Genomic DNA, 24,102 nt, shown 5'->3' with positions numbered 1-24,102 from the left:
GCATCATAGACGCATCATGGAAGTTTAGGTGCCCGTCGCCATGATAGCTGTTTTCGTCGAAGGGGCAAGCCGGAGAGAGTGCATTCGTTTTATCTTCTTTTGGCCCCGGCGCGAAAACGGACCGGGCAAGTCGCGGAGGTCGAGATGAACGAGACGCCTAAGGAAAAAGTCTATTCAGAAGCCGAGATTGCCGACCGGCTCGAGAAGGAACTGCCGAAATGGTATTACGAGAACGGCTGGATCCGGCGCAAATACAAGACCCATAGCTGGAAATCGACACTGATGGTCATCAACACGGTCGGCCATCTCGCCGAGGCGGCGTGGCACCATCCCGACATCACGGCGTCCTATGCCTGGGTCGAAGTGCGCCTGATGAACCACGCAGCGAAGGGCATCACCGACAAAGACTTCGCGCTGGCCAAAAAGATCGAGGATGTCGTCCAGTGGCAGCCGGCCAGGGAAGGCGGCGCGCTGGAAGGCACTCCGCCGACCGATCAGCGCTTCGCCTACATCAAATATGATTAAGCGCGGTCGGAATTTGTTGATGGCTTAAGAAAACATTCGCTAATCTGCTGACAGGCGGGGTTCACGGCCATTCCAGTTTCGTCTAGGATCGGGCCGGCACCAGAAAGTGGCGTAGTGAATGGCGGTTGCTTGGATCGGCAACCGGGAAACGCTGGTCGAGCGCGCGGCTGCACATGCCGCCGCGCTGTTGGGGTCAAGCCGGTGCCCGGTTTTCAGCCTGGATACGGATATACACGGCACCAGGGCGGCGATCGCGCTGGCTGAGCGGGTTGGCGCGGCATACGATCATGCCGATGGCGCGGCAGTTTCCCGGGAGACCGCGCTCTTTACCGACAAAGGCGCGATGACCGTTGCGCCCGGCGAGACGCGCCGGCGCGCCGATGTCGTGGTGATTGTCGGCGAACTCCCGCAAATCCATCATGAATTTGTCGGCGAACTCTCAGCCACGGTTCCCGATCTCTCGGCCAAGAATCAACGCGAGATCTTTCTGGTCGGGTCGAACGGGACGTCGGCGCCGCCGTTGAACAACGGGCGGACGGCGACGCTCCTGTCCTGCGGCGAGGCAAGCCTCGGCGCGACGCTGGCGGCTCTGAGGGCGCAGTGGAAGGGCCGCCGGACATCGCAGCCGGTGTCGAATTTCGACGATTTCACCAAAGCCCTGGAGGCTGCGCATTTTCCCGTTTTCCTGTTTTCAGGCGACGCAACCGAAGGGCTGGCGCTTGAGATGCTGCAAGGACTGATCACTGATCTCAACCGCAAATCGCGCGCATCCGGCCTTCATCTGCCGGCAAGCGAAAACGGATGGGGTAGCGCGCTCGCCTCGACCTGGATGACGGGTTTTCCGCTGCGCACCGGCTTTGCGCGCGGCGTCCCGGAATTCGATCCCTGGCGTTACGATGTCGCGCGCATGATCGCTGCCGGCGAAGCCGACCTGCACCTGCGGATATCTTCCTCAATTGTCCAGCCGCAGAAGAAAAAGAACCGCATGGCGCTGATTGCGCTGGCGAAAACGGAGGAGCCGATCGCGGGTGCTGCGGTCACCATCGCCATTGGCGAAGCGGGCGTCGATCACGAGGCGGTGGTCTATTCCAGCCGCACCGGTTCGCTGCGGTCGATCGATGCGCGAGCGGCGTCCGAACTGCCCTCCGCTGCGACTGTTATCCGCCTGGTCGCCAGTCATGTCTCCGCCGAGGCCGCGTTGCCATGCTGACGAAAATTGCCGGCGGCGACATCATCGATCCCGTCAACGGCCGTCTCGGCAAGGGCGACCTCTGGATCAGGGACGACAAGATCGTTGCGGCGCCGGCGGGTGGCGCTGCCGAGCGGACCATCGACGCTGCCGGCTGCATTGTCATGGCGGGCGCCATTGACATCCATTCCCACATCGGTGGCGGCAACGTGAATACGGCACGGCTGCTCCTGCCCGAACAGCATGCCGCGCACCAGGCGCGGCCGGCGACGACGCCGCTCTCCAACGCCGGCTGGTCGACCTTCCAGACCGGCTGCCTCTACGCCAAGATGGGTTTCACTACGGTCGTCGAGCCGGCGATGTCGCCGGGAGCCGCACTTCACACCCATCTCGAACTGGCCGACATCCCGATCATCGACAAGGCGACGCTCGCCATTCTCGGCAACGACGATTTCCTGCTGTCGATGATCCGCGACGACGCTTCGTCTCAAATGATCGAGGACTATGTCGCCTGGACGATTGCCTCGACACGGGCGCTTGGGGTCAAGGTGATCAACGCCGGTGCGGCGGCCGCCTTCAAGGAAAACGTCCGCACCTTCTCGCTGGACGATGTGGTGCCTTCCTATGGCGTCAGCTCGCGCAAGATCGTCAAGACGCTACAGGCGGCCGTCGACAGCCTTGGCGTCCCGCATCCTCTGCATGTCCATTGCAACAATCTGGGCAGCCCCGGATCGGCGGACACGGCGGCCGCGACGATCGCGGCGGCGGAAGGATTGCCGCTGCACCTCGCCCATCTCCAGTTCTACGGCTACGGCACGGAAGGCAAGCGCAAGTTTTCGTCGGCCGCGGCGCGTCTTGCCGAACTGGTCAATGCGACGCCGGAAGTCACCATCGATATCGGCCAGGTGATGTTCGGCCAGACGGTCACCGTCTCCTCCGACGTCATGCGGCAGTTTTCGGCGCGTGGCAGTGCGCAGCCGAAGAAATCCGTCATTCATGACGGCGACGGCAATGGCGGCGGCATCGTGCCCTACAGCTATGGCAAGGATTTCTATGGTGCGATGCAGTGGGCGATCGGGCTCGAGCTTTTTCTCCTTGTCGACGATCCCTGGCGTGTCTTCTTCACCACCGATCATCCCAATGGCGCGCCCTTTACCGCCTATCCGGCTCTGTTCGAGCTGCTGATGAGCCGGGAAGCGCGCGCCGAAATGATTGCCGGACTTCCAAAATCCGCCATGGCGCTCTCCACCCTGGCCGCAATCGACCGCGAATACACGTTCGAGGAAATCGCCGTCATGACGCGCGCGGCTCCAGCCAAGCTGCTCGGGCTGACGGATCGAGGCCATCTCGGCGCCGGCGCCACAGCCGACATCGCTGTCTACCGCAGGGACGGGAACATAGCGAAAATGCTGGGGCAGGCGGCGTACGTCTTCAAGGATGGCGATCTCGTCGTGCAGGATGGGGAGATCACCCATTACCGCTGGGGCAAGGCGCTCAGGCTCAATCCGTCGCCGGACAAGGCGATGGTGCGGCGCCTGGAGGATTATCACCAGCAGCGCTACGGCCTGTCGCTGGACTGGTTCAATTTCCCAGATTCCGCGATCGCGCGCGAACAGCCATTCGGCGAGGTTGCATGCCGAACGTGAGCGCAAATGGCATAGTGATCGACGATACTTTTGCCGAGGCCTTCGGCATGCGTGCGACCGCCATCATCATCACCGCGCCGAACCGGAAATGGGCCCGCCAGGCGGCGATCACCATGACCGGCTTTGCCACTTCGGTGATCGGCTGCGGCTGCGAAGCGGCAATCGATGTCGAACTGCCGCCATCGGCCACACCGGATGGCCGGCCTGGCTGCCGCGTGATGATCTTTGCGATGGGAACAGACGAGTTGCAGAAACAACTGCTCAATCGCGTCGGCCAGTGTGTCTTGACCTCGCCGGGTTCCGCCTGCTTCGCCGGACTGGAGGGCAGCGCCGAGTTGAAGCTCGGTTCGGCGCTGCGTTATTTTGGCGACGGCTGGCAGATCTCCAAGAAAATCGGCGGCAGGCATTTTTGGCGCGTTCCCGTCATGGATGGCGAATTCCTGTGCGAAGCGACGACCGGGCTGACGAAAGGTGCCGTCGGCGGCGGCAATTTCTTCGTCATGGCTGAAAGCAGCGCCAAGGCCTTGGTTGCCGCCGAGGCCGCGGTTGCCGCGATCGGCCTGGTGCCGGGCGCGATCGTGCCGTTTCCGGGCGGCATCGCCCGTTCGGGTTCCAAGATCGGTGGTAAATACAAGGGCATGATCGCCTCGGCCAACGAAGCCTACGCGCCGACACTGCGCGGTGTTGTCAGGAGTGAGCTCGGTTCCGACATCAACGCCGTCCTGGAAATCGTCATCGATGGCGAGACCAACGATGCCGTTGCCGCCGCGATGAAGGCCGGCATCAAGGCCGTCATCGAGCTTGGGCCGAAGCGAGGCGCGGTTCGCATAAGCGCCGGCAATTACGGCGGCAAGCTCGGCAAGTTCATCTATTCGCTGAAGGATATGCTGCCGTGAAAGCGCTGACCTTCACCCTTGTCGCCGAGCCGCCCGAGCGCCTTGACCTGTCGCCGCTGACGCCGGAGCGGCTTGCCGGGATCGAAAGGCGCGATATCGAAAAAATCCAGATCGGCATGTCGAAGCATGGATCGAAGGTCGGCGATATCTTTCGCGTCGCCGGCAACGATCCGCTGGACATCGTGTTCGAAGGTGGGAGCGCGCGCCTCGACCGCGTGGCGGAAGGCATGCGGGGCGGTTCGGTTCGCGTCGTCGGTAATGCCGGCGCCCAGGCCGGGCGCGCCATGCGCGGCGGCACGCTCACGATCGAAGGCAATGCAGGCCCGCACGCCGGCTCCGGCATGCGCGGCGGCAGGCTTGAAATAACAGGCAACGCCGGTGATCACCTTGGTGCGCCGCTCGCCGGGGAACTGGCCGGCATGAATGGCGGCGTGCTGATCGTCAGAGGCAAAGCGGGCGCCTTTGCCGCCGACCGGATGCGGCGCGGCCTGATCGCGGTGCTGAAAGGCTCAGGCGACAATGCCGGCAGCCGCATGATCGCCGGCACGCTGGTGGTGGCCGGCGGCACCGGCGAGTTGCCCGGCTATCTGATGCGTCGCGGTTCGATCCTCCTCGATCGCGCGCCGAAAAGCCTGTCGCCGAGTTTCGTCGAATGCGGTGCGCCAGAGAGCGTTTTCGCCGCCGTCATCGATCGCCATCTGATCGCCGAGGGTATTTTGAAACGGCCGCTGCTGGGCAACGCGCCGCAGAAATATGGCGGTGACAACGCGGTGCTTGGAATGGGTGAGGTTCTTTTCCCTCACTGAGGCGTGCTGCTGATAAAGCAATGCCTTCAGCGCCGTGCTCCGCCGACATCCGCAAATTGCAGCTGCATGTTCCGGTGAACTGCTGATTTCTTCCCGCGAGACATTTCGCACACTGTTTGGCTTTGCGACGTTTTGGAGGAAACCACACCAATCCAAAAACCCAATTTCGTGCCGCCTTGTTGGGCAATGCGGGCCGTCTCGCCTTCTCCAGCAGAACGTTTTTGCGCCAATATGCCCAAAATATCAACAGAGTAGGGCGAGTTCGTCTCTCCTTGCGCAGTATCCGCAGCACGCAGCAAGAATCTGTGTTGCCAAGCGGAGAGTTTTGGCTAACGTAAGGAAAACCACAAAACCACATAATGAAAAAGGGGAACGACAGATGAGCGAGTCAAGCAGGCGCGATTTCATGAAAGGCATGGCGGCGTTCGGAGCGGGCGCCGGGCTTATGGTGATCAACCCGGAATTCCTGGTCTCGGGCGCGGCTGCGCAGGCGAGCAAGCAACTGGTCTTCCTGTCGGCCGAGAACATCACCGGCAACTGGGATCCGACCGCGCACACGACGCTGTCGCAGAAGAACATCGAGGGTTTCGTCATGGGGTTCCTGACGCGCACGCCGATGCGCGTCGAAAAACCCGACGAGGTCATCTACGAACTCGCCACAAAGATCACCTTGCTTGAGCCGACCAAGCTTGAGATCAAACTGCGTGAAGGGGTGAAGTTCCACGACGGAAAGCCATTCAAGGCGGAAGACGTCAAGGCGACCTTCGAATACGGCTCGCAGCCCGACCGGCCGGCGCAATGGTATCCGGGCCCTACCGAGACGCTGACGATCACAACGCCGGACGACTACACGGTGATTGTCGACACATCGAAGGGCGGCTACCCGGCGCACCTGTTCATCTTCCTCGCCTCCTACCTGCCGATGCTTTCGGCAACCGACATCGCTGCCGGGCCGAGCGGGCCGCTTTCGCAGCGCTTGAACGGCACCGGGCCTTACAAGTTCGTCGAGCAGCGAGGCAACGACACGGTGTTGGAAGCCTACTCGGACTACTTCCTCGGGGCGCCGACCATCCCCGGCATCAGCTTCAATTTCGTTGGCGATTCGACCACCCGCATGCTGTCGTTGATGAACGGCCAGGCGTCCATCGTGGAGCGGCTCGAACCGGAGCAGGTGGCGACCCTGCAAGGTAACGAGAAGGTGGCGATCAGCAGCGTGGTCTCGGTCGAGAACAAATATCTGTGGTTCCGCTGCTCCAAGCCGCCCTTCGACGATCCGCGCGTGCGCATGGCGGCCTGCCACGCGATCGACCGGTCCATGCTGCTGGAAATCCTCGGCGAAGCCGGCCATGCCTCGGCGAATTATGTCTCGCCGGTGAAGTTCGGCTATATCGACCTGCCCAATTATCCCGAATACAGCCCGGAGAAATGCCAGGCCCTGCTCGCAGAATCAGGCTTCCCAAAGGGGCAGGGTCTGCCCGAACTCGAATACATCACCTCGGTCGGGTTCTATCCCAAGACCAAGGAGTATGGCGAAGTGATCACTGCCATGCTGCAGGAGCAGGGGTTCCCCGTCACGCTGTCGGTGCTGGAGATCGCGGCGTGGAATGAGCGTCTCTACGACCGTCCCGGCGGTGGTCCGGGCCATATGGTCGACTGCGGCTGGTCGACCGGTTCGCCGGAGCCGGACCTCGTGCTGCGTACGCATTTCCATTCCTCATCCAAGCGCATTACCGGCATCGTCGATCCCGAACTGGACGCCTCACTCGACAAGGAGCGCAGCGCGGCGTCGCTCGAGGAGCGCAAGCAGATCCTCCAGACCGAGACCATGCCGATGATTGCCGCGAAGGTGCCGTCGTTCTCCCTGTTCACCTCCGTCATGATCCACGCGATGGACAAGTCTCTCACGGGGCTTTTCATCTATCCGGACGGCTCCATGGACGCGTCGAAGGGGGCGTTCGCCTGATTGGCGCCAGCCGCGGCCCGGGAGAAACAACCCGGGCCGTGACAGTCGTCGACGGCCGGGTGGAACACACGAACTCGGCTGCCGGCAACCAGTCCTCGGGCTTCGTTCGCCGCAGGAGATGGAATGTTCATCATTAGCTTTCTTGTCCGCCGCCTGGCCCAGGGTGCGCTGATCATTTTTCTTGTAACGCTGCTGATTTTCACCCTGCTTCGCGTCGTTCCGGGCGATCCCGTCCGGCTGATGGCGGGCGGAATGGCGCCCGAGGCGCTGATCGAGCAGATCGCCGAGGAGATGGGGCTTCGCGACCCGGTGCTGGTTCAATTCGGGCGCTACATGAGCGGTGTCGTCAGGGGCGACCTCGGCCAGTCGTTCGTTCGGCCGGCCAGCGGCGCTTCGACCGGCGGATCTAGTTTCGGGGATGCCACGCGCGGCGAGCGCGCCGACGTGCTCACCCTTATCGGCGAGACCCTGCCGATGACGCTGCAACTCGCCTTTCTGGCGATCGTGTTCGCGATGCTCTTTTCGTTCCTGGTCGGCATCCCGGCCGGATTGTCTCCTGGGCGATGGCCGGACAGGGTCGCTTTTTACGTGTCGTCGATCTTTATATCCCTGCCGGGTTTTTGGCTCGGCATCGTGCTTGCGCTGCTGCTGTCCGTGAAGCTCGGCTGGCTGCCGGCGATCGGCTACAAGGGCTTTGCCTACACTATCCTGCCGGCAATCGTGCTGGCTGTCGAACTTTCGCCGGTTCTTGTCCGGACGCTGACCGGCTCGATTTCCTCGGCAATGATGATGCCGTTCATTGCAGTCGGCCGCGTGCGCGGGCTCAGCCAGCGTCGGATTATCTTCGCGCATGCGCTGCGCAACGCCTCGGTTCCGCTGCTCAATCTCCTCGGCATCCAGATCAGCGGCCTGCTCGGCGGCGTGCTCGTCATCGAATTCATCTTCGACTATCCCGGACTGGGCCTTCTGACCATCAACGCCGTGCTGCAGCGCGACTTTCCGCTGATTCAGGGCATCGCGATCGTCACCAGCGCCATCTTCGTCCTGATCAACATCGCGGTCGATCTGATCGCGACGCTGATCGATCCGAGACTGGAATACTAATGAGCTTCGCGCAAACCAATCTGAGCCTGAAGGTATCCGCGCCGGAAGCGCAGCGCGGCGCTTCCCTGTCCCGGCGGATATGGAAGGCGGCGCTGGCGTCGAACGAGTTCCGGGTCGGCGTCGCGATCTTCGCCGTACTCGGTCTCGCGGCGCTGCTCTACCCGGCCTTGAGCGGGATCGACCCCACCAAGATGAACGTCGCCGGCCGTTTGCAGTCGCCGCCCTTCCTCGGCGACAAATGGAACTGGGCGGCACCGCTTGGCACCGATCAGATCGGTCGCGACATGCTCGTGCGCAGTCTGGTGGGCTTGCGCTATTCCCTGCTGATCGGCCTGTCCACCGTGGTGGTGATGCTGATCATCGGCTGCTCGCTCGGCTCGCTCGCCGGCTACTATGGCGGCAGGATCGACATGGTGATCATGCGGATCACCGACGCGCAGCTCTCCATCCCGATGATCATCCTCGCAATCACCGTTCTGGGGGTATCGCGGCCGACGATCCCGGCCATCATCCTTGTGCTCGGCCTTTCGAGCTGGCCGGTCTATGCCCGCGTCACGCGCAGCGTCGTGATGACCGAACGCAAGAGCGAATATGTGCGCGCCGCCCAGGTCAGCGGCGCTTCGGATTTTCGCATCATGGTCTGGCTGCTCGCGCCGCTGGTGCTGCCGCCGATCATCTTCGTGTCGGTGCTCGACGTGGCGCGCATGATGATCTTCGAGTCGATCCTTGGCTTCATAGGCCTCGGCGTGCAGCCTCCGACGCCCACCTTCGGAAACATCATCGCCGATGGCAGGAAATACCTGCTCAATGCATGGTGGATCGCCACCATGCCGGGGGTGTTCCTGTGCCTTACCCTGACCAGCATCAACCTCATGGGCGCTTCGCTCGAGCGGGCCCGCAACCGGATCTACGGAGGCGTGTCGTGAACAGCAGCCCGGTCCTGTCGGTCAAAAATCTCGGCGTGGAAGTGGGCACGGGCGCTGGCGCCCGGCCGGTCCTCTCCGATGTGAGTTTCGATCTCGCGCCGCGCGAAATCGTCGGCATCATCGGGGCCAGCGGTTCGGGTAAGACCGTTCTGGCGCGAGCCCTGGTCAATTGGATCGACCCGCCGCTGCACATCTCGTCCGGCTCGGTCGAGTACAAGTCGCAGAACATCCTCGACCTGGCCGGCGGACGGATGCGCCTGCTGCGCAGGGAGATCGCCTATGTCGGTGCCAACCCTATGGGAGCGCTGGATCCGACTTTGCCGGTCGGCCGCCAGATCGTCGAGAAGCTGAGCGCCGTAGTGCCCGGCATCGATCCCTCGGAAGCCCGCAAGCGGGTCATCGATCTTCTTGGAGCGGTCCGCATTCCCTCGCCACGACTACGTTTCGACGAGTACCCCTCGCAGTTCAGCGGCGGCATGATGCAGCGCGCGCTGATCGTCGACGCTTTGATCAGCAATCCAGCTTTTCTCGTTGCCGACAACGTCACCCAGCCGCTCGACGTGACAGTCGCAGCGCAGGTCCTGCGTCTGATGCGCGAGTTGACGGAGCGTTTCGACACCGCGGTGGTGTTCGTTTCCTCTTCGCTGCCGACGGTCAAGGAGGCGGCCGATCAGGTTCTGGTGCTGTCTGAAGGCAAGATTGTCGAGCGCAACACCCCGCAGCGGCTCATCGACGCGCCGCAGCATCCCTATACGCTGCAGTTGATCAGCCAGATACCGAAAATCTGGACGAGCGAAGCGGTCGCCGTTCCGCGTACAACAACCGCGGCTGGGCCAACGATCAGCATACGTGACGCCACCCGCACCTACCGTGTCCGCAAACGGGGAACCTTCGCGGCCCACAGCGAGGTTCGCGCCGTGCGCAACGTCACCTTCGACGTTATGCCGGGCGAGAATTTCGGCGTGGTCGGCGAGTCCGGCTGCGGTAAGTCCACCCTGATGAGGCTTCTCAGCCGCTTGGAGTTTCCTGACAGCGGCAGCGTCATCTGCAATGGCGAGGATCTTTCGAAACTGAGGGGCAAGACGCTGCTGAAGTTCCGGCGCGATTTTCAGCTGGTGCTGCAGGATCCGTTCAACTCGCTGCCGCCGCGGACATCGATCGGCGCGATCCTGGAGGATCCGCTGCGTGTGCACGGCATGCGCAATGCGAAGGAGATACGCGAACGCGTCCTGGCGGTCATGGCCGAGGTCGAGCTTCCCGGGAACTTCTACGATGAGTTGCCGCTTGGGCTCAGCGCCGGCCAACGCCAACGCGTCAATGTCGCCCGCGCCATGGTGCTCGAGCCAAAAGTGCTCATCATGGACGAGACGCTGTCGTCGCTTGACCAGACCGAGCAGTTCCGCTTGCTGGCGCTGTTCGAAAAACTGCAGGCCCAGCACGGCCTGACCTACGTGTTCATTTCGCATGACCTTGCAATGGTCCGCCGCGTCTGCAACCGGGTTGCCGTGATGTATCTCGGCGAGGTGGTCGAGATCGCCCACAATGAGCGTCTTTTCTTCGATCCCGGGCATCCGTACACGAAGGCGCTGTTGAGCGCGGTTCCGACGCTGGAGGAGCGCCGCTACAAGCCGGAGGACTGCCTGCTCGAAGGAGAGCCGCCGAGCCCGATCGACCTGCCGCCGGGTTGCAGTTTCGCCAGCCGCTGTCCGCATGCCTTCGACAGGTGCCATGCCGAGAGCCCGACGCTGACGGTGCGAAATCACGGCGAGTTGGCGGCCTGCTTGCTCGTTGAAAGACAGGGGGCCCGCGCCGCCGCATGACAAGAAAAACGGGGAGGAACATACCGATGGAAGCGAAATCCGCATGAGCGATCCTGAAGATCGCTTGCAATACGCACTTGCCGAACTCGAGAAGCACGGGCGCGTATCGGTGCAGGCACTCGCCGAGCATTTCCATGTCAGCCGGGAAACGGTGCGTCGCGACCTGAAGCAACTGGAACTCGAGGGGCACCTGCGATGCATCTATGGCGGTGGCGTCAAGCCGCGCCCGGACGCCGACGAGCCCATCGCCGACCGGATGCGGCTGAACGCGCGCGAGAAGGCGCGCATCGCCGAATGCGCGGCGACCCTGCTCAGAGACCATATCAAGATCTTCGTCGACACCGGCACGACGACGCTGGCCTTCGCCAAGCATCTGAGGAACTGGCCGTATATCACCGTCTACACCAACTCGCTCGACATCGTCGCGCTGCTCGCCGATGCCGGACATCCCAATCTCGTGGCGGTCGGCGGCGACGTCAGGGCGAGCTACCGGGCCTTCATGGGTCAGGATCCGGTCGATCTCGTCACGCGGCACCTGTTCGACATCGCCTTCGTCAGCATTGCAACCGTCGACAGCAGGTTCGGCTTCATGGACCTCGGACCGGACGAGGCGAACATTCGCCGTGCGCTGCGAAAGCACTCCAAACAGTGCGTCATGCTGGCGGACAGCAGCAAGTTCGGCCGGCAGGGCTCCATCTGTACATACGAATTCCGGGACGTCGACATCCTGATCACCGACGCTCCGCTCAAGGCGGACTTTGCCGCGCAAATGGATCAGGCGCAGGTAAAGGTGCTCTATGCTTGAAATTCGAAAGGACCCGTCGGCCTTCCCCGGCATCGACGCCGAAGCCCTCCATCGGATGATGGATGAGGTTTCCGCCTTCGGCGGTGGTCCAGACGGCTCGATGATGCGACTGACACTGTCCCGCGAGGATGGACTCGCACGCGACTGGTTGGCTGCATGGTTCGCGCAGGAAGGTCTGCGCCTTGAGGTCGACGCGATCGGCAACATGTACGGATTTCTCGACTGGGCCGGCAGGGATGCGCCCTGCATCATGTGCGGGTCGCATCTCGACAGCCAGCCGAATGGTGGCCGTTTCGACGGCGCCTATGGGGTGATCGCTGCCTGCAGCGCGATAGAGGCGATCCGGCGCCGGGTGGCCGAAGCCGGCATCAAACCGAAATGCAATTTCGTCATCGTCAACTGGACCAACGAGGAAGGTGCGCGATTCCAGCCGAGCCTGCTTGGCAGCAGCGTCAATTCCGGCGAGATCGACCTCGATTTCGCGCTGGCGCGCCGGGACGGCTCCGGCGTGTCGGTGGCCGAGGCGCTGGCGGAAATCGGCTATGCCGGCAAGGCCGCTCGCGTGGTGCCGGACGCCCTGATCGAGATCCACATCGAAGGTTCAGCCCATCTCGAGAAGGCCGGCCTGCGGATCGGGGCATTCACCCGTTTCTGGGGCGCCGTCAAATATCGCCTCGCCTATCTCGGCCGCCAGGCCCACACCGGCCCGACTCCGATGGCCGAGCGGCAGGATGCGCTGCTCGCCGCCGCCTATCTGATCACCGAACTCAGGGACATGGCCGACAAGGCCGGTCCGGATCTGCACACCTCGGCGGCGCGGCTGGAAGTCCATCCCAATTCGCCGAACGTGGTGCCGGCAGAGGCGGTGATGTTCATCGAACTGCGGTCGGGAAGCGCCGAGTTTCTGGCGTCGGCCGAAGCGGAGCTCAAGCAAAAGATCGCAGCCTGCGCCAAGCGCGCCAACACGTCTTTCGAAGTCCGATCCATAGACCGGAGGCGAGCAGGAGAATTCGACGCGGGGCTGATCGATCTGGCCGAACAAACCGCCAAATCGCTCGGGCAGACGGTGCTGCGGCTCGATACGATCGGTGGGCACGACGCCGTCAGCATGTCGGCGGTGACGCCGGCGATCGTCATCGGGGTGCCGAGCGTCGGCGGTGTCATCCACCATCCGACGGAGTTTACCACGCCCGAGGACCGGCTCCTGGGGACGGAACTGCTCGCGGGGATGCTGTGGCGGTTCTGCGTCGACGGCAACATCCTGAAGAGCTGAAGGGCCAGACGATGAAGACGATCGGCGAAGCCTCCACCCCCGCGGAAGTTCGTGCCGAGGCGGCGCTCACCGCTGTTGCCGACTGGACGGGAAAACAGATCGGTTTTGCGCCCGCCTCTCCGGGTATCGCATCGCCCTCGCATCGCGGCGTCGACAGCGAAGCATGGCTAGTGGCGGTCGACCAGTCGTCTCCGGCCTATTTCCTGAAGATCGTGAACTCCGACCAGAAGGCGTTCATCGATCTGGAGGCCGTATTTGAAGCCGCCTCCATCGCGGCCGGACTGGGCTGCACGCCAAGTCCGCGGCATCTTGCACGAGACGCCGACGCGATCGTCTTCGATCTCTTGCCGCCCGTTTGGAAAACAGCGCGCATGGACGATCTGCGACGGGCGGACGTGATGGAACAGGTCATCGCGCTCAAAAAGGCGATTCACGGGTCGCGGCCATTCGCTTTGTCTTGGACGGTATTCGATAGGATCCGGGAGCTGGACGACGCCCGCAAAGCCGCTGGCGTCGACCGCCCGGACGATCTTTGGTGGATGCTCGACGGCGTCGAGGAGATCGAGCGCGCAATCACCGCTGCGGGTTACGATGCCCGGCCGAGCCACGCCGACGGCCTCGCCTCCAACATCATGATAAGTCAGGACGGGGCGGTTCAGCTCGTCGATTTCGACGAAGCCCGCAATGTCGACCCCCTCTACGAGATCGGCATTCTACTCAACGAGGCCTTTCCGTTCGAAGAAGAGATGCGGCCGGCGCTTGAGGTGTTCGAGGGCTCTTTCCGTCAGGCTTCCCTCGACCGCTGCCGTGCCTATGCGGTTGCGGACGATCTGATGTGGGGGCTCTGGGGGATGCTTATGAACTCGATATCGCCGCGCGGCGACATCGAGTTTCTGAAATACGCGCAGTGGCGCCTGCTGCGCTGCCGGATGGCCCTTCGCCATCCGGGCTTCGAACTGAAGTTGAGACGGCTTTGAGCGGCTGCAAGGAGGCTGTACATGGTTGAGAAGCGGCCGGGCGAGGCGGTGAGCGAAGCCGAGCGGGAGATCGAGGCCGTCATCTGTGCCGTCGAACCATGGAGCGGCCGCGATCTCCGCTACGGGCCGGTGCATGGCGGCATCAGCAATTCCAACTGGCGCGTTCGCATTGCGGGACAGCCAGGGAGCTATTTCGTGAAGGTTCCGGGCCGGGGCACCGAGATGTTCATTGATCGAAAAGCGGCGGCGGAGGCGAGCCGGCGCGCGCACTCGCTCGGTATCGGACCCGCGGTCTACGGCTATCTGGACGAACGCGGCATCGAGATCGCCGATTTCATGGAGGGACGGCGCTCCTGTACCAACCGCGATTTCCTCGACCCGGATGTGCGCCGCTCGGTGCTGGGTCTCTACCGGCGCTTCAACGATTCGGGCCTGCTGTCGCTGACCAAGACCGTCTTCGACATGATCGACGAGCATGTCGACCAGGTGCGTGAGCTCGGAGGCGCACTGCCCGCGGATTTTGTCTGGCTGCATCGCCAGTACCGGCTGGCGCGGGCGGCGCTCGAGGCTTCGGGCATCGACCTGGTGCCGTGCTTCAACGATCCGATGCCCGGGAACTTCATGATCGCGCCCGACCGGTCGATGATGCTGATCGATTACGAGTATGCGGCAAACAACGACCGCTGTTACGAACTCGGCATCTGGTGCGGAGAAATGTTCTTCTCCGATGCGGTCGAGGCCGAAGTCATCGAGGAATATTTCGGCAGGTTCGATCCACGGTTGAAAGCTCGCCTGGTCGTGCACAAGGTGCTCGCCGATGTGAAGTGGGGAACCTGGGCGATGGTGCAAAACGTCGTATCGGCGCTCGATTTCGATTTCTACAAATACGGGGCGTGGAAATATATGCGCGCGCGCTCGGTGATGCAGACCCCGCAATGGGTCGAGTATCTCAGGGCGGTCTGACGGGTGTCACTGGCGGAGCAATTCCGACCAGCGACATATTTTCATATCATGATGAGCCAAAGAGGGCGCGTCCGTCTCCAGCTACTGCCCGAGTGGATGCAGACGGCATTGCGGTTAAGCCGCCATGGCCGGCATGTCTGCGGGGAGGGTTAGCGGCTGTCTTTGGCAATCAGTTTCGTCAGGCAATCCCCCGCCTGGCTCTCAGGCACGCCGAGATCTCTGACACTGTCCATGTGGTTGCGGTTCGTGAGAACTAGCGACGTTACCGGCGAACCCTGCTGCAGCAGGTGCTCTTTGAATCGATCTGCTTGCTGATGGAAAGGCGGCGTCTCGTTGGCTCCGACCAGAACCATCGCCCTGGTTTGAGGATCATGCCGATAGGCAAGCGGTGTAAACCTGACGACTTCCTCATCGGTGATTGCAATCTCGTTGGCGAGAAAGGAGTTCTGGAGCGGTTTCAAATCGTAGAGCCCGCCGAGCAGAAGGGCTGCCCGCACATTCGAGGGGGTATGCTCGCTGTTGAACAGGAACGTTGAAAGATGAGCTCCGGCCGAATGGCCGCTGACCGTCAGTTCTGCCGGGTTTCCGCCATGGTCGGCGATATGGGCCAGAACCCACTGCTTGGCGCGGCGCACCTGGTCGACGATCGTAGCCATTCTGACCTTGGGCATCAGAGCATAGTCGACGATGACGGCAATCGCACCGGCCTGGGTAATCGTCGCCGCGACGTATGAGTAGTCGCGCTTGGAGAACATTCTCCAGTAGCCGCCATGGATAAACATGTGCACCGGCAGGCCGCTTCTTTTGCCGGAGGAAAGAACAGGTCGATGGTTTCGGTCTGATCCTGCCCATAGGCAACGTCCGCAGTCATTGGAATGGTTGCGCGAACGGCCTCGCTGCGGTGAACGATGTCCTGGACGATTTTGTCAAAATCCGCGACGTGGTCGCGGATGCGGAACGGATCGCTTTGCACTCTTCCTCCGCTCAGATGCTGATGGCGAGGTATTTCGCCTCCATGAACTCGGCAATGCCGTGATGCTGGCCGCCCTCGCGGCCGAGGCCGCTCTGCTTTACCCCGCCGAAAGGTGCTGCCGGATCGGACATCAAGCCGCGGTTGAGAGCGATCATCCCGGCTTCGATCCTGGATGCCACCCGCATTCCACGCGCAAGATCGCGCGTGTAGATGTAGGCGGCAAGACCGTATTCGGTGTCGTTGGCGCGCGCGATGATTTCGGCCTCCGTTTCGAATCTCGAGATCGGCGCCACCGGCCCAAAAATTTCCTCGTGCGCCATCTCCGCCTCGGCCGGGACGTCGCAGAGCACGGTCGGCGGATAGTAGTATCCCGTTCCCGAGCCTGCCTTGCCTCCGCACAGCACCCGCGCGCCACGGACGACAGCATCGTTGACCAGACGGTCGATCTTGTCGACGGCCTTCCTGGTGATCATCGGCCCGCACTCCGTGGCCGCGTCCGTGCCGGCGCCGATCTTGAGTGCCGACATCCGCCTGGCGAGGCTTTCGCAAAAGGCATCGTAAACGCCGGACTGGACATAGATGCGGTTTGCAGCCGTGCAGGCCTCGCCGGCGTTGCGCATCTTCGCCACCATCGCCCCATCGACCGCCGCGTCGAGGTCCGCGTCATCGAACACAAGGAATGGCGCGTTGCCGCCAAGTTCCATCGAACACGAAACCACGTGCTTTGCAGCCTCGGCCAGCAGAACGCGCCCGACACAAGTCGAGCCGGTAAAGGAGAGTTTCCGCACCCGCGGATCGGCCAGCATCGCAGCCGTCACAGGGCCGGGATTGGAGGTTGTCAGAACGTTCACCACACCTGGCGGAACACCTGCTTCCTGGTACAGCGCGGCAAGCGCGTAGGCCGTGAGCGGGGTCTCGCTGGCTGGCTTCAAAATTACCGTGCACCCGGCAGCCAAGGCGGGCGCGATCTTGCGCGTCGCCATGGCGGCAGGGAAGTTCCAGGGTGTGACAAGGACGCAGATGCCGATGGGCTCGTAGTCGACCACGATCCGGTTCGTGCCGGAAGGCGCAACCCCGAATTCACCGGTGATGCGAACGGCTTCCTCGGCATTCCAGCGGAAGAATTCCGCAGCATAGGCGATCTCGCCACGCGCGTCCCGGAGTGCCTTGCCGTTTTCCAGCGAGATCAGGGTTGCCAGCGTCTCGGAACGTTGCGTCATCAGCTCGAAGCAATTTCTGAGGATTTCGGAACGCTTGCGGGGTGCCGTTGTGCGCCAGCCATCGGCGGCCCTGGCCGCAGCCTCCACGGCGGCCGCGGCATCTTCGATCGTCGCATCGGGAACGGCGGCGATCACCGCTTCCGTGGAAGGATCCACGACCTGGATTTCCCTGCCGTCGGCGGATTGCCGCCATTGGCCGCCGATATACAAGCCGTGGGAGAATCTATGGAAGCCGGCAGTGTCCTGCTCGTCCTCCAGCACCTGATGAGATATGTTCATGGCCTGCTCCTCGATTGCTCACATGACACAGGCGGCGAGGTCGCCATCATAGGCGGCCTGGATCAGGCCCCGCATGGCTGCCAGATCGAATGGACGCGGATTGTTCTTGATGAGACGGTCAATGCCGAGCGCCTGTTCGGCCGTCCAATCGAGCTTGTCGGCGGGAAGCCCGAGCTTGGCCAGCGTAGGCGTGATCCCGATCGCTCCAAACAGCCGGCCGATCTCGTCGATCGCCGCGTCGGCCATCTCACCGGTACTCCGGTCCCTCCCGTCGAGACCAAGGGCAAGGCCGATCTCGGTCATCTCGGCGGCCGCGGCGGCCCGGTTGTACTTCATGACATACGGCAACATGGTGGCGACACCCAGCCCGTGAGCGGTGTGGGTAAGGGCGCCGACCGGATATTGCACCGCGTGCGCCGCCGCAGTTCCGGCCGTACCGAACGCGCAGCCGGCTGCAAGCGCGCCCATCATCACATCGGCCCGAGCGTCCTCGTCGGCGGGGTCGCGGTATGCCTTCTCGAGACTGCGGCCAAGCAGCTTGATCGCGAGCAGCGCAAAATGATCGGTCAGCGCGCTCTTGCCGATGAAGACATGCTGTTGCGGCAGGCTGGGGTCAGTGCCGCGCCTGACGGCGGTAAAAGCCTCGATCGCATGTGTCAGCGCGTCTGCGCCCGCAATCGCCGTCAGTCCCGGGGGACATGTCATCGTCAGTTCCGGGTCGCAGATGGCGGCTGCCGCGATCAGATACGGGCTGGAGATGCCTACCTTCATGGTGCGATCCGGATCGGAAATCACCGCGACAGGGGTCACTTCCGAGCCGGTGCCGGCTGTCGTTGGCACCGCGATCAACGGCAGCGTCGGACCAGGCACCTTGAACTCGCCGTAGTAGTCCTGGAGCTGGCCGCCGTGACTGATGAGCAACGCGGCGCATTTGGCCATGTCGAGACAACTGCCGCCGCCGATGCCGATCACCATGTCCGGCGCAAACTGTCGCGCCACCTCTACGCAGGCGGCAACCGTGTCTCGTGGCACATCGGGCAGCACACGGTCCTGCACCAGCACATCGATCGATGCGCCGTCGAGCGCCGCCATGATCTCTGCGAAGGCGACGGTTGCGGCAAAGCGCTCGTCCGTACAGACAAGAGCGCGACGGCCCAGCCTGGCCGCAACGGTTGGAATGACATGGCGCTGGCCCTTCCCGAAGAGGATTTCACGCGGCAACCTTATGGCAGCGAAAAGGCTCATGTTCAGCGTCTCTCGATGAGGTTGGGAGTGGAAAGCGAAAGCTTGTTGCGGCCCTAAAATATCCTCTATTAAATCGTATAGGATATAGGATTGTATTGAACGAAGCATCGTGTTAGCCAGTGATCCTGTCAAGGGGCAAAGATGCAGGTCACGAACGTAAGCAATGCCCGAGAAGTCGGCCCCGCTAGCGGACGCATCCAGCGATCCAACAGCCTGGTGGAGGACGTGTATGAAGCAATTTTCGCGCAACTCATGTCGCTGAAGATCGCGCCTGGCTCACGGATCACCGTCGACAGTCTGGTCAAGGAACTGGATGTATCCCACACGCCAATCCGTGAAGCGCTTGGCCGCCTCGAAGGCGAAGGCCTTGTGCTGAAGACACATTTGATCGGCTACCGCGCCGCGCCGCAGATAACCAGGCGCCGATTTGACGAACTCTATGAGCTTCGCCTGCTGCTCGAGCCGCATGGGGCGGCCAAAGCAGCCGCATCGATGGATGAGACGAAACTTGCGGTGCTTCGGGAGTCCGCAGGCGGCATGGCGCGCCGCGAAGGCAAGGATGAACGCCTGCGTTACTCCAACTTTGCGCGGCAGGACGCCGTTTTCCACGACAGGATCATGGAATTTGCAAACAATGATCTCGTGCGCCAGACTCTCGCGTTCCAGCATACGCACTTCCACATCTTCCGCCTGATGTTCCATGCGCGCGTCACCGAGGAAGCGCTCGACGAGCATGAGGCCATCCTGGCCGCCTTCGCTGCCTCCGATCCCGCTGCGGCGGAACAGGCGATGCGCCGTCATATCGAGCATTCTCGTGATCGTTTGCTGCCGGCGTTCGATTGAGACTGTCCACGATGTCCGTCACCGTCGGCAGCGGCGCCGTCAAGTTGGACGCACCGGCGATCTGGCAAGCAAATGCACCGGGACATCCCGGATCCCCTTTTCTGAGACCCGCGCCGCCGGACGAGTGCAATGCCCGCCCCCCTTCCATTCACAAAAACCCTTCCATTCACAAAACTGTTCCACCCACAAAACGAGGAACCGACCATGCCAGGCAAGAAAATACTGATGTTGACCGGTGAGTTTACCGAAGAATACGAGATCTTCGTCTATCAGCAGGCGATGGAGGCCGTCGGCGACATCGTCCACGTTGTCTGTCCTGACAAGAACGCCGGAGACCTGATCAAGACGTCGCTTCACGATTTCGAGGGTGACCAGACCTACACCGAAAAACCCGGCCACTATGCTTTGCTGAACAAGACCTTTTCGGAGGCGGAAAGACAGCTCGACCAGTATCATGCCGTCTATTGCGCGGGCGGCCGTGGCCCCGAGTACATCCGCACCGACAAGCGCGTGCAGGCGATGGTCCGCCATTTCCACGAAAACAAGAAGCCGATCTTTACGATCTGCCATGGCGTCCAGATCCTGATCGCGGTCGACGGCGTCGTGCGTGGCAAGAAAGTAGGTGCGCTGGCTGCCTGCGAGCCGGAAGTGACGCTGGCCGGCGGAACCTATATCGACCTGTCCCCGACTGAGGCCTATGTCGACGGAACGATGGTCTCGGCAAAGGGCTGGACCGCACTTGCCGCGTTCATCCGCGAGTGCCTGAAGGTGCTGGGGACGGAAATCCGCCACAACTGAGTCAATCGCCCGATGCATCCCAGACCGGATGCGTCGGATCGCTCCAAAATCCGGTTCCGCTTTTGCAGTTCCTAGACTTCTACATTTTCGGATATGATCGGGTCGACCGGACACCCTCTCGCTCCGGTCGGGAGGCGACTCTTGAGGAACCTAGGCAACCCGCACAGGGCCACCGACGGCGTTCCGATCACGCGGCGTGATCTGATTGCGGCCGCTGTTTCGGGTGCGGCGACCCTATTCGCCCCTGTTGCCCTTCGTGCTGAAGATGAGAGTTTCAAGTTCGGCCTGACGCCGGTCTTCCTCTCGAACGATCTTGAATTGCTGGACCATCTGCGCAGCTATCTCGGCGCCAAGATCGGTGGCCAGGTGGAACTCGTCACGCGCCGCACGTATCAGGAAATCACGGCGCTGCTGGTTTCCGGCCAGATCCAGTCGGCATGGATTTGCGGCTATCCCTATGTGCAGTTCAAGGCCGATCTCGACCTTGTCGCAACCCCGGTCTGGCACGGCGAGCCGCTCTACCAGTCGTACCTGATCGCTTCGGCCGATCGTAAAGTGGATGACTGGACCGGATTGAAAAGCGACGTCCATGCGTTTTCGGATCCTGATTCGAATTCGGGTTTTCTGGTGACGCGGGCACTTCTCGCCGAGAAACGCCAGCTTCCAGGCAGGTTCTTCGCGCGAAGCTTTTTCACCTATGGGCACCGAAACGTCATCAGGGCCGTCGCCTCCGGCCTCGCTCAGTCGGGCAGCGTGGACGGCTACGTCTACGAGGTCATGCGTGAGACCGAGCCGGATCTGGTGAAGCAGACCAGGATCGTCCGCAGGTCGGAATGGCTGGGCTTTCCGCCAATAGCGTCGCCGAAGTCCGTCTCCAACGATCGACGCGTCAAGGCGTTGCGGCAGGCCTTGATTTCCATGGACGATGATGCCGAGGGTCGGAAGGTCCTTGCCCTGCTTCGTCTGGACGGGTTCGTGGCAACCGATCCGTCGCTCTTCGACGCGATTGCGGCCAAGGTGGAAACCGTGAGGCAGTTTGGATGAAACTGCTCCGGCGTTTCCGATCGATTCCCGTCTCCTACCGCGTGCCGGTCTTAGTGGCTTTGCTCATGGTGGTCATCAGTGCAGCCATTTCCGAGCGAGTGCTCGACCGGCTGTCGCGGACACAGGAAAGCTTCCTCAACGGCCTTGCCGAAACCTATCTGGACGGCCTTTCGTCGGCGGTCGTGCCGGCCGTATTGCGGGCGGACGTCTGGGAGGTGTTCGACGCGCTCGACAGGTCCTCGGCGTCCTATAAATCCCTCGCTCCGATCGAAACCGTGGTGACCGGCCCTGACGGCAAGGTACTCGCAGCGAGCGATCCGAACCGGATCGCGACTTATTCCGAATTGTCGGCCGATTACCTCAATCGCTACGGTCCGGACGTCGTCACCATCGACAAGTCCAGGTTGACCGGGTTCGCCCACCGCGATCTCGTCTATCAGGGTCAGCCGATCGGGACGATCCACGCCACATTCGATGTTTCACATCTCTTTGCCGAGCGGCGTGAGATTCTCGTCACCCTGCTCGTTACAAACGGCGTCCTTGCGGCCTTGTTCGCGCTGGGCGGCTTCGTGCTGGTGAGACAAATGATCGGCCCGATGCGGGTGCTGGAGGATCACATGCGCTCCGCAGCGCATGGCGCGGCCGAGCCGATCTCACCTCGGGAAATCCCGGCCGGGGATTCCGAAGTCGCAGGCCTGTTCCGCGGCTACAATGCCCTCGTTCATGCCGAGCGTGAGCGCGCGAATCTCGCCATGCAGCTCGCCGAGGAAGAGAAGCTATCGAGCCTCGGGCGTCTCGCTTCCGGCATGGCGCATGAGATCAACAATCCACTTGGCGGCCTGTTCAACGCTTTGGACACGTTGAAGACCCATGGCGAAACCCTCGGTGTTCGCGACACGTCGATCAGTCTGATCGAGCGCGGCCTTGCGGGCATTCGGGACGTAGTGGAGGCCGCGCTTGCGACTTATCGGCCAGAACGATCGCAGCGCCCCATGACTGCTGCCGATCTGGATGATGTCCGTCTGTTGCTCAAGCCGGAATTGCGCCGGAAGCGGCAGCGGCTGGATTGGAGCGTCGCATGGAACGGTGCGCGAGAGTTGCCCATCCGAGGCGGTCCGGTCCGTCAGGCGGTCCTCAATCTCCTCCTCAATGCGAGCGCGGTCACCCCGGAAGACGGGACGGTTTCGCTGACGGCGATGAGCTGGGAAGACCGGTTGCACATCGAAATTGGCGACCAGGGCGCCGGAATGCCGGCCGACATCGCGGGGATTCTCATCGACCAGGACCCCGGTCCGGCCGTACGCGTGGGGCGTGGTCTCGGTCTCTGGATGGTCCGCCGCGTGGTTGACGATCTCGGCGGACGTGCCAGTATCGCAGCCAAAAGAGGGGGAGGGACGGCGGTCACGCTGACAATTCCGTTCGACAGGGAGGACGCCAAAGCCCATGCTGCCTGACCGCGCCCGGATAGGCCTCGTCGAGGACGATCTTGTCATGGGAGGCTCGATTGTCCAGCGCCTTGAGCTCGAGGGCTGGCGAGTGACTTGGTGGCAGTCAGGCTGTGAGGCGATTTCTGAAATCGCTGGCGAGTCTGACTCGCTCGATCTTGTTATTTGCGACGTCTGCCTCCCCGATGTCTCTGGAGAGGTGGTATTCAACGAACTCGCCAAACTGCCGAACATTCCGCCCTTCATGTTCGTCACTGGCCATGGCGAAATCGATCAGGCGGTCCGCCTAATGCGGTCAGGCGCGGTCGACTTCATGACCAAGCCCTTCGCGATGGACGAGTTCCTTCGCCGCATCGATGCCGGGCGACGGACGATGCAAAGCCAACTCCGGCTGAACGGTTACTGTCTCGGAGAGTCTGCCGGCATTCAACGTGCCGAAGATCTCCTCCATCGTTACGCCGCGCATGACCTGCCGGTGCTGATCACCGGGGAAACCGGGTCCGGCAAGGAGGTGGCGGCCCGGCTGCTCCACCAGATTTCGTCGCGTGGCACCGAGCCGTTCATCGCGGTCAATTGCGCAGCGATTCCTGCAGAGCTCCTCGAGAGCGAGATATTCGGACATGAGAAGGGTGCATTCACGGGCGCTCAAGCTCGCCATCTCGGCTACGCTGAACGTGCAGGCAAGGGGACACTGTTTCTCGACGAGATCGGTGACATGCCTTTGCCCCTCCAGGCGAAACTTCTCAGGCTGATCGAGGATGGGAGTTTTCATCGCGTCGGTGGTGAAACGCCCGTCGTCTTCCGTGCGCGCATTGTGACCGCGACGCATCGTGATCTTGCCCAACGCGGCGGCCCCACAGGTTTCCGAGAGGACCTCTACTTCCGACTGGCTGTCCTGCCGATCCATATTCCGCCGCTCAGAGAACGTTCTGAAGACATCGACTGGCTGATGGATCGGTTTCTTCAGAATGCCGCCGCCCGCTCGGACACCTGCATCCGTGGATTTAGCGCGCTGGCCAGGGAAGCAGCACTCGTCCACCCTTGGCCAGGGAACGTTCGGGAACTCAGAAACCGCGTCGACCGGGCGGTGGCGCTGGCGACCAACGAATGGATCATGCCCGGTGATCTGTTTCCAGAACACGCATCCAAGCCTGGCGGTGCCGCATTCGTGCCGCTCGCCGACGTCCGCGATGCTGCCGAACGTCGCCAGATTGAGCGCGCGCTTGAAGAAACTGGAGGCCAGATCGCAAAGGCAGCAGCGCTTCTATCCATTTCGAGAACGACCCTGTGGGAGAAGATGACGCGCTTCGGTCTTGCCGAGCGAGTGCGTTCGGAAACCTGAACCTTCGGCACTGCAGCATG

The 24,102-nt window shown here is 62.3% G+C and carries 21 protein-coding genes and 1 pseudogene; 18 read left to right on the top strand and 4 right to left on the bottom strand.

The genetic code is table 11. The features are described from left to right. Positions 1-144: 144 nt before the first annotated feature. The 5 genes from BQ8482_RS14410 to BQ8482_RS14390 all read left to right on the top strand — a co-directional run bounded on the left by BQ8482_RS14410 (position 145) and on the right by BQ8482_RS14390 (position 5,062). Entirely contained in the window at positions 145-525 is a 381-nt protein-coding gene (locus BQ8482_RS14410) for a 4a-hydroxytetrahydrobiopterin dehydratase (RefSeq protein ID WP_123148513.1), read from the top strand. A 118-nt stretch (positions 526-643) separates the two neighbouring features. After that, entirely contained in the window at positions 644-1,735 is a 1,092-nt protein-coding gene (locus tag BQ8482_RS14405; protein ID WP_123148246.1) for a molybdopterin-binding domain-containing protein, read from the top strand. Continuing rightward, complete coding sequence (locus BQ8482_RS14400) at positions 1,729-3,360, top strand: formylmethanofuran dehydrogenase subunit A (protein WP_123148245.1); 1,632 nt, start codon at positions 1,729-1,731, stop codon at positions 3,358-3,360. The genes BQ8482_RS14405 and BQ8482_RS14400 overlap by 7 nt, the downstream gene beginning before the upstream one ends. After that, positions 3,348-4,256, top strand: coding sequence for a formylmethanofuran--tetrahydromethanopterin N-formyltransferase (gene fhcD, locus BQ8482_RS14395; RefSeq protein WP_123148244.1), 909 nt, complete (start codon positions 3,348-3,350; stop codon positions 4,254-4,256). Before BQ8482_RS14400 ends, fhcD begins: the two co-directional genes overlap by 13 nt. After that, a complete protein-coding gene (locus BQ8482_RS14390; protein ID WP_123148243.1) occupies positions 4,253-5,062 on the top strand; it encodes a formylmethanofuran dehydrogenase subunit C in 810 nt (269 codons plus the stop codon). Before fhcD ends, BQ8482_RS14390 begins: the two co-directional genes overlap by 4 nt. Before the next feature lie 26 nt (positions 5,063-5,088). On the opposite strand, the gene BQ8482_RS37710 is transcribed toward BQ8482_RS14390, so the two are convergent. Next, the gene (locus tag BQ8482_RS37710; RefSeq protein WP_133254772.1) at positions 5,089-5,361 is read right to left on the bottom strand and encodes a hypothetical protein; all 273 of its coding nucleotides are present in this window, start codon (positions 5,359-5,361) and stop codon (positions 5,089-5,091) included. A gap of 80 nt (positions 5,362-5,441) precedes the next feature. Here BQ8482_RS37710 and BQ8482_RS14385 point away from each other — a divergent pair, with 80 nt between their 5' ends. The 8 genes from BQ8482_RS14385 (at position 5,442) to BQ8482_RS14350 (ending at position 14,893) form a co-directional block, all read left to right on the top strand. Further along, on the top strand, positions 5,442-7,025 hold the full coding sequence (locus tag BQ8482_RS14385) for an ABC transporter substrate-binding protein (protein ID WP_123148242.1): 1,584 nt from the start codon (positions 5,442-5,444) through the stop codon (positions 7,023-7,025). Between the two features lie 123 nt (positions 7,026-7,148). After that, a complete protein-coding gene (locus BQ8482_RS14380; protein WP_123148241.1) occupies positions 7,149-8,129 on the top strand; it encodes an ABC transporter permease in 981 nt (326 codons plus the stop codon). Then, positions 8,129-9,055, top strand: a complete 927-nt coding sequence (locus BQ8482_RS14375; RefSeq protein ID WP_123148240.1) for an ABC transporter permease — start codon at positions 8,129-8,131, stop codon at positions 9,053-9,055. Before BQ8482_RS14380 ends, BQ8482_RS14375 begins: the two co-directional genes overlap by 1 nt. After that, a complete protein-coding gene (locus BQ8482_RS14370; RefSeq protein ID WP_244602805.1) occupies positions 9,052-10,875 on the top strand; it encodes an ABC transporter ATP-binding protein in 1,824 nt (607 codons plus the stop codon). Before BQ8482_RS14375 ends, BQ8482_RS14370 begins: the two co-directional genes overlap by 4 nt. 43 nt (positions 10,876-10,918) lie before the next feature. Continuing rightward, positions 10,919-11,680, top strand: a complete 762-nt coding sequence (locus BQ8482_RS14365) for a DeoR/GlpR family DNA-binding transcription regulator (RefSeq protein ID WP_123148512.1) — start codon at positions 10,919-10,921, stop codon at positions 11,678-11,680. Then, positions 11,673-12,953: a Zn-dependent hydrolase gene (locus tag BQ8482_RS14360; RefSeq protein WP_123148238.1), complete on the top strand. Its 1,281-nt coding sequence runs from the start codon at positions 11,673-11,675 to the stop codon at positions 12,951-12,953. The genes BQ8482_RS14365 and BQ8482_RS14360 overlap by 8 nt, the downstream gene beginning before the upstream one ends. Positions 12,954-12,964: 11 nt before the next feature. Then, entirely contained in the window at positions 12,965-13,930 is a 966-nt protein-coding gene (locus BQ8482_RS14355) for a phosphotransferase (RefSeq protein WP_123148511.1), read from the top strand. A 21-nt stretch (positions 13,931-13,951) separates the two neighbouring features. Then, complete coding sequence (locus BQ8482_RS14350) at positions 13,952-14,893, top strand: choline/ethanolamine kinase family protein (RefSeq protein WP_123148237.1); 942 nt, start codon at positions 13,952-13,954, stop codon at positions 14,891-14,893. A 149-nt stretch (positions 14,894-15,042) separates the two neighbouring features. On the opposite strand, the pseudogene BQ8482_RS14345 reads toward BQ8482_RS14350, so the two are convergent. The 3 genes and pseudogenes from BQ8482_RS14345 to BQ8482_RS14335 all read right to left on the bottom strand — a co-directional run bounded on the left by BQ8482_RS14345 (position 15,043) and on the right by BQ8482_RS14335 (position 18,610). Continuing rightward, positions 15,043-15,866 (bottom strand): annotated as a pseudogene (locus BQ8482_RS14345) (alpha/beta hydrolase). A gap of 11 nt (positions 15,867-15,877) precedes the next feature. After that, the gene (locus BQ8482_RS14340; protein WP_123148236.1) at positions 15,878-17,365 is read right to left on the bottom strand and encodes an NAD-dependent succinate-semialdehyde dehydrogenase; all 1,488 of its coding nucleotides are present in this window, start codon (positions 17,363-17,365) and stop codon (positions 15,878-15,880) included. Between the two features lie 18 nt (positions 17,366-17,383). Beyond that, a complete protein-coding gene (locus tag BQ8482_RS14335) occupies positions 17,384-18,610 on the bottom strand; it encodes an iron-containing alcohol dehydrogenase (RefSeq protein ID WP_123148235.1) in 1,227 nt (408 codons plus the stop codon). Positions 18,611-18,751: 141 nt separating this feature from the next. Here BQ8482_RS14335 and BQ8482_RS14330 point away from each other — a divergent pair, with 141 nt between their 5' ends. The 5 genes from BQ8482_RS14330 (at position 18,752) to BQ8482_RS14310 (ending at position 24,082) form a co-directional block, all read left to right on the top strand. After that, a complete protein-coding gene (locus tag BQ8482_RS14330; RefSeq protein WP_123148234.1) occupies positions 18,752-19,453 on the top strand; it encodes a GntR family transcriptional regulator in 702 nt (233 codons plus the stop codon). Between the two features lie 204 nt (positions 19,454-19,657). Continuing rightward, entirely contained in the window at positions 19,658-20,251 is a 594-nt protein-coding gene (locus BQ8482_RS14325; protein ID WP_123148233.1) for a DJ-1/PfpI family protein, read from the top strand. A gap of 141 nt (positions 20,252-20,392) precedes the next feature. Beyond that, complete coding sequence (locus BQ8482_RS14320; RefSeq protein WP_244602804.1) at positions 20,393-21,295, top strand: substrate-binding domain-containing protein; 903 nt, start codon at positions 20,393-20,395, stop codon at positions 21,293-21,295. Then, positions 21,292-22,749 carry a sensor histidine kinase gene (locus BQ8482_RS14315; protein WP_123148231.1) on the top strand — a complete coding sequence of 486 codons (1,458 nt, stop codon included), beginning with the start codon at positions 21,292-21,294 and terminating at the stop codon, positions 22,747-22,749. Before BQ8482_RS14320 ends, BQ8482_RS14315 begins: the two co-directional genes overlap by 4 nt. Further along, positions 22,739-24,082 carry a sigma-54-dependent transcriptional regulator gene (locus BQ8482_RS14310; protein WP_123148230.1) on the top strand — a complete coding sequence of 448 codons (1,344 nt, stop codon included), beginning with the start codon at positions 22,739-22,741 and terminating at the stop codon, positions 24,080-24,082. Before BQ8482_RS14315 ends, BQ8482_RS14310 begins: the two co-directional genes overlap by 11 nt. The last annotated feature ends 20 nt before the right edge of the window (positions 24,083-24,102 follow it).

It is taken from the genome of Mesorhizobium delmotii (assembly GCF_900149755.1).
Classification (GTDB): Bacteria; Pseudomonadota; Alphaproteobacteria; order Rhizobiales; family Rhizobiaceae; genus Mesorhizobium; species Mesorhizobium delmotii.
This window is presented reverse-complemented; position numbering and strand designations above follow the sequence as displayed.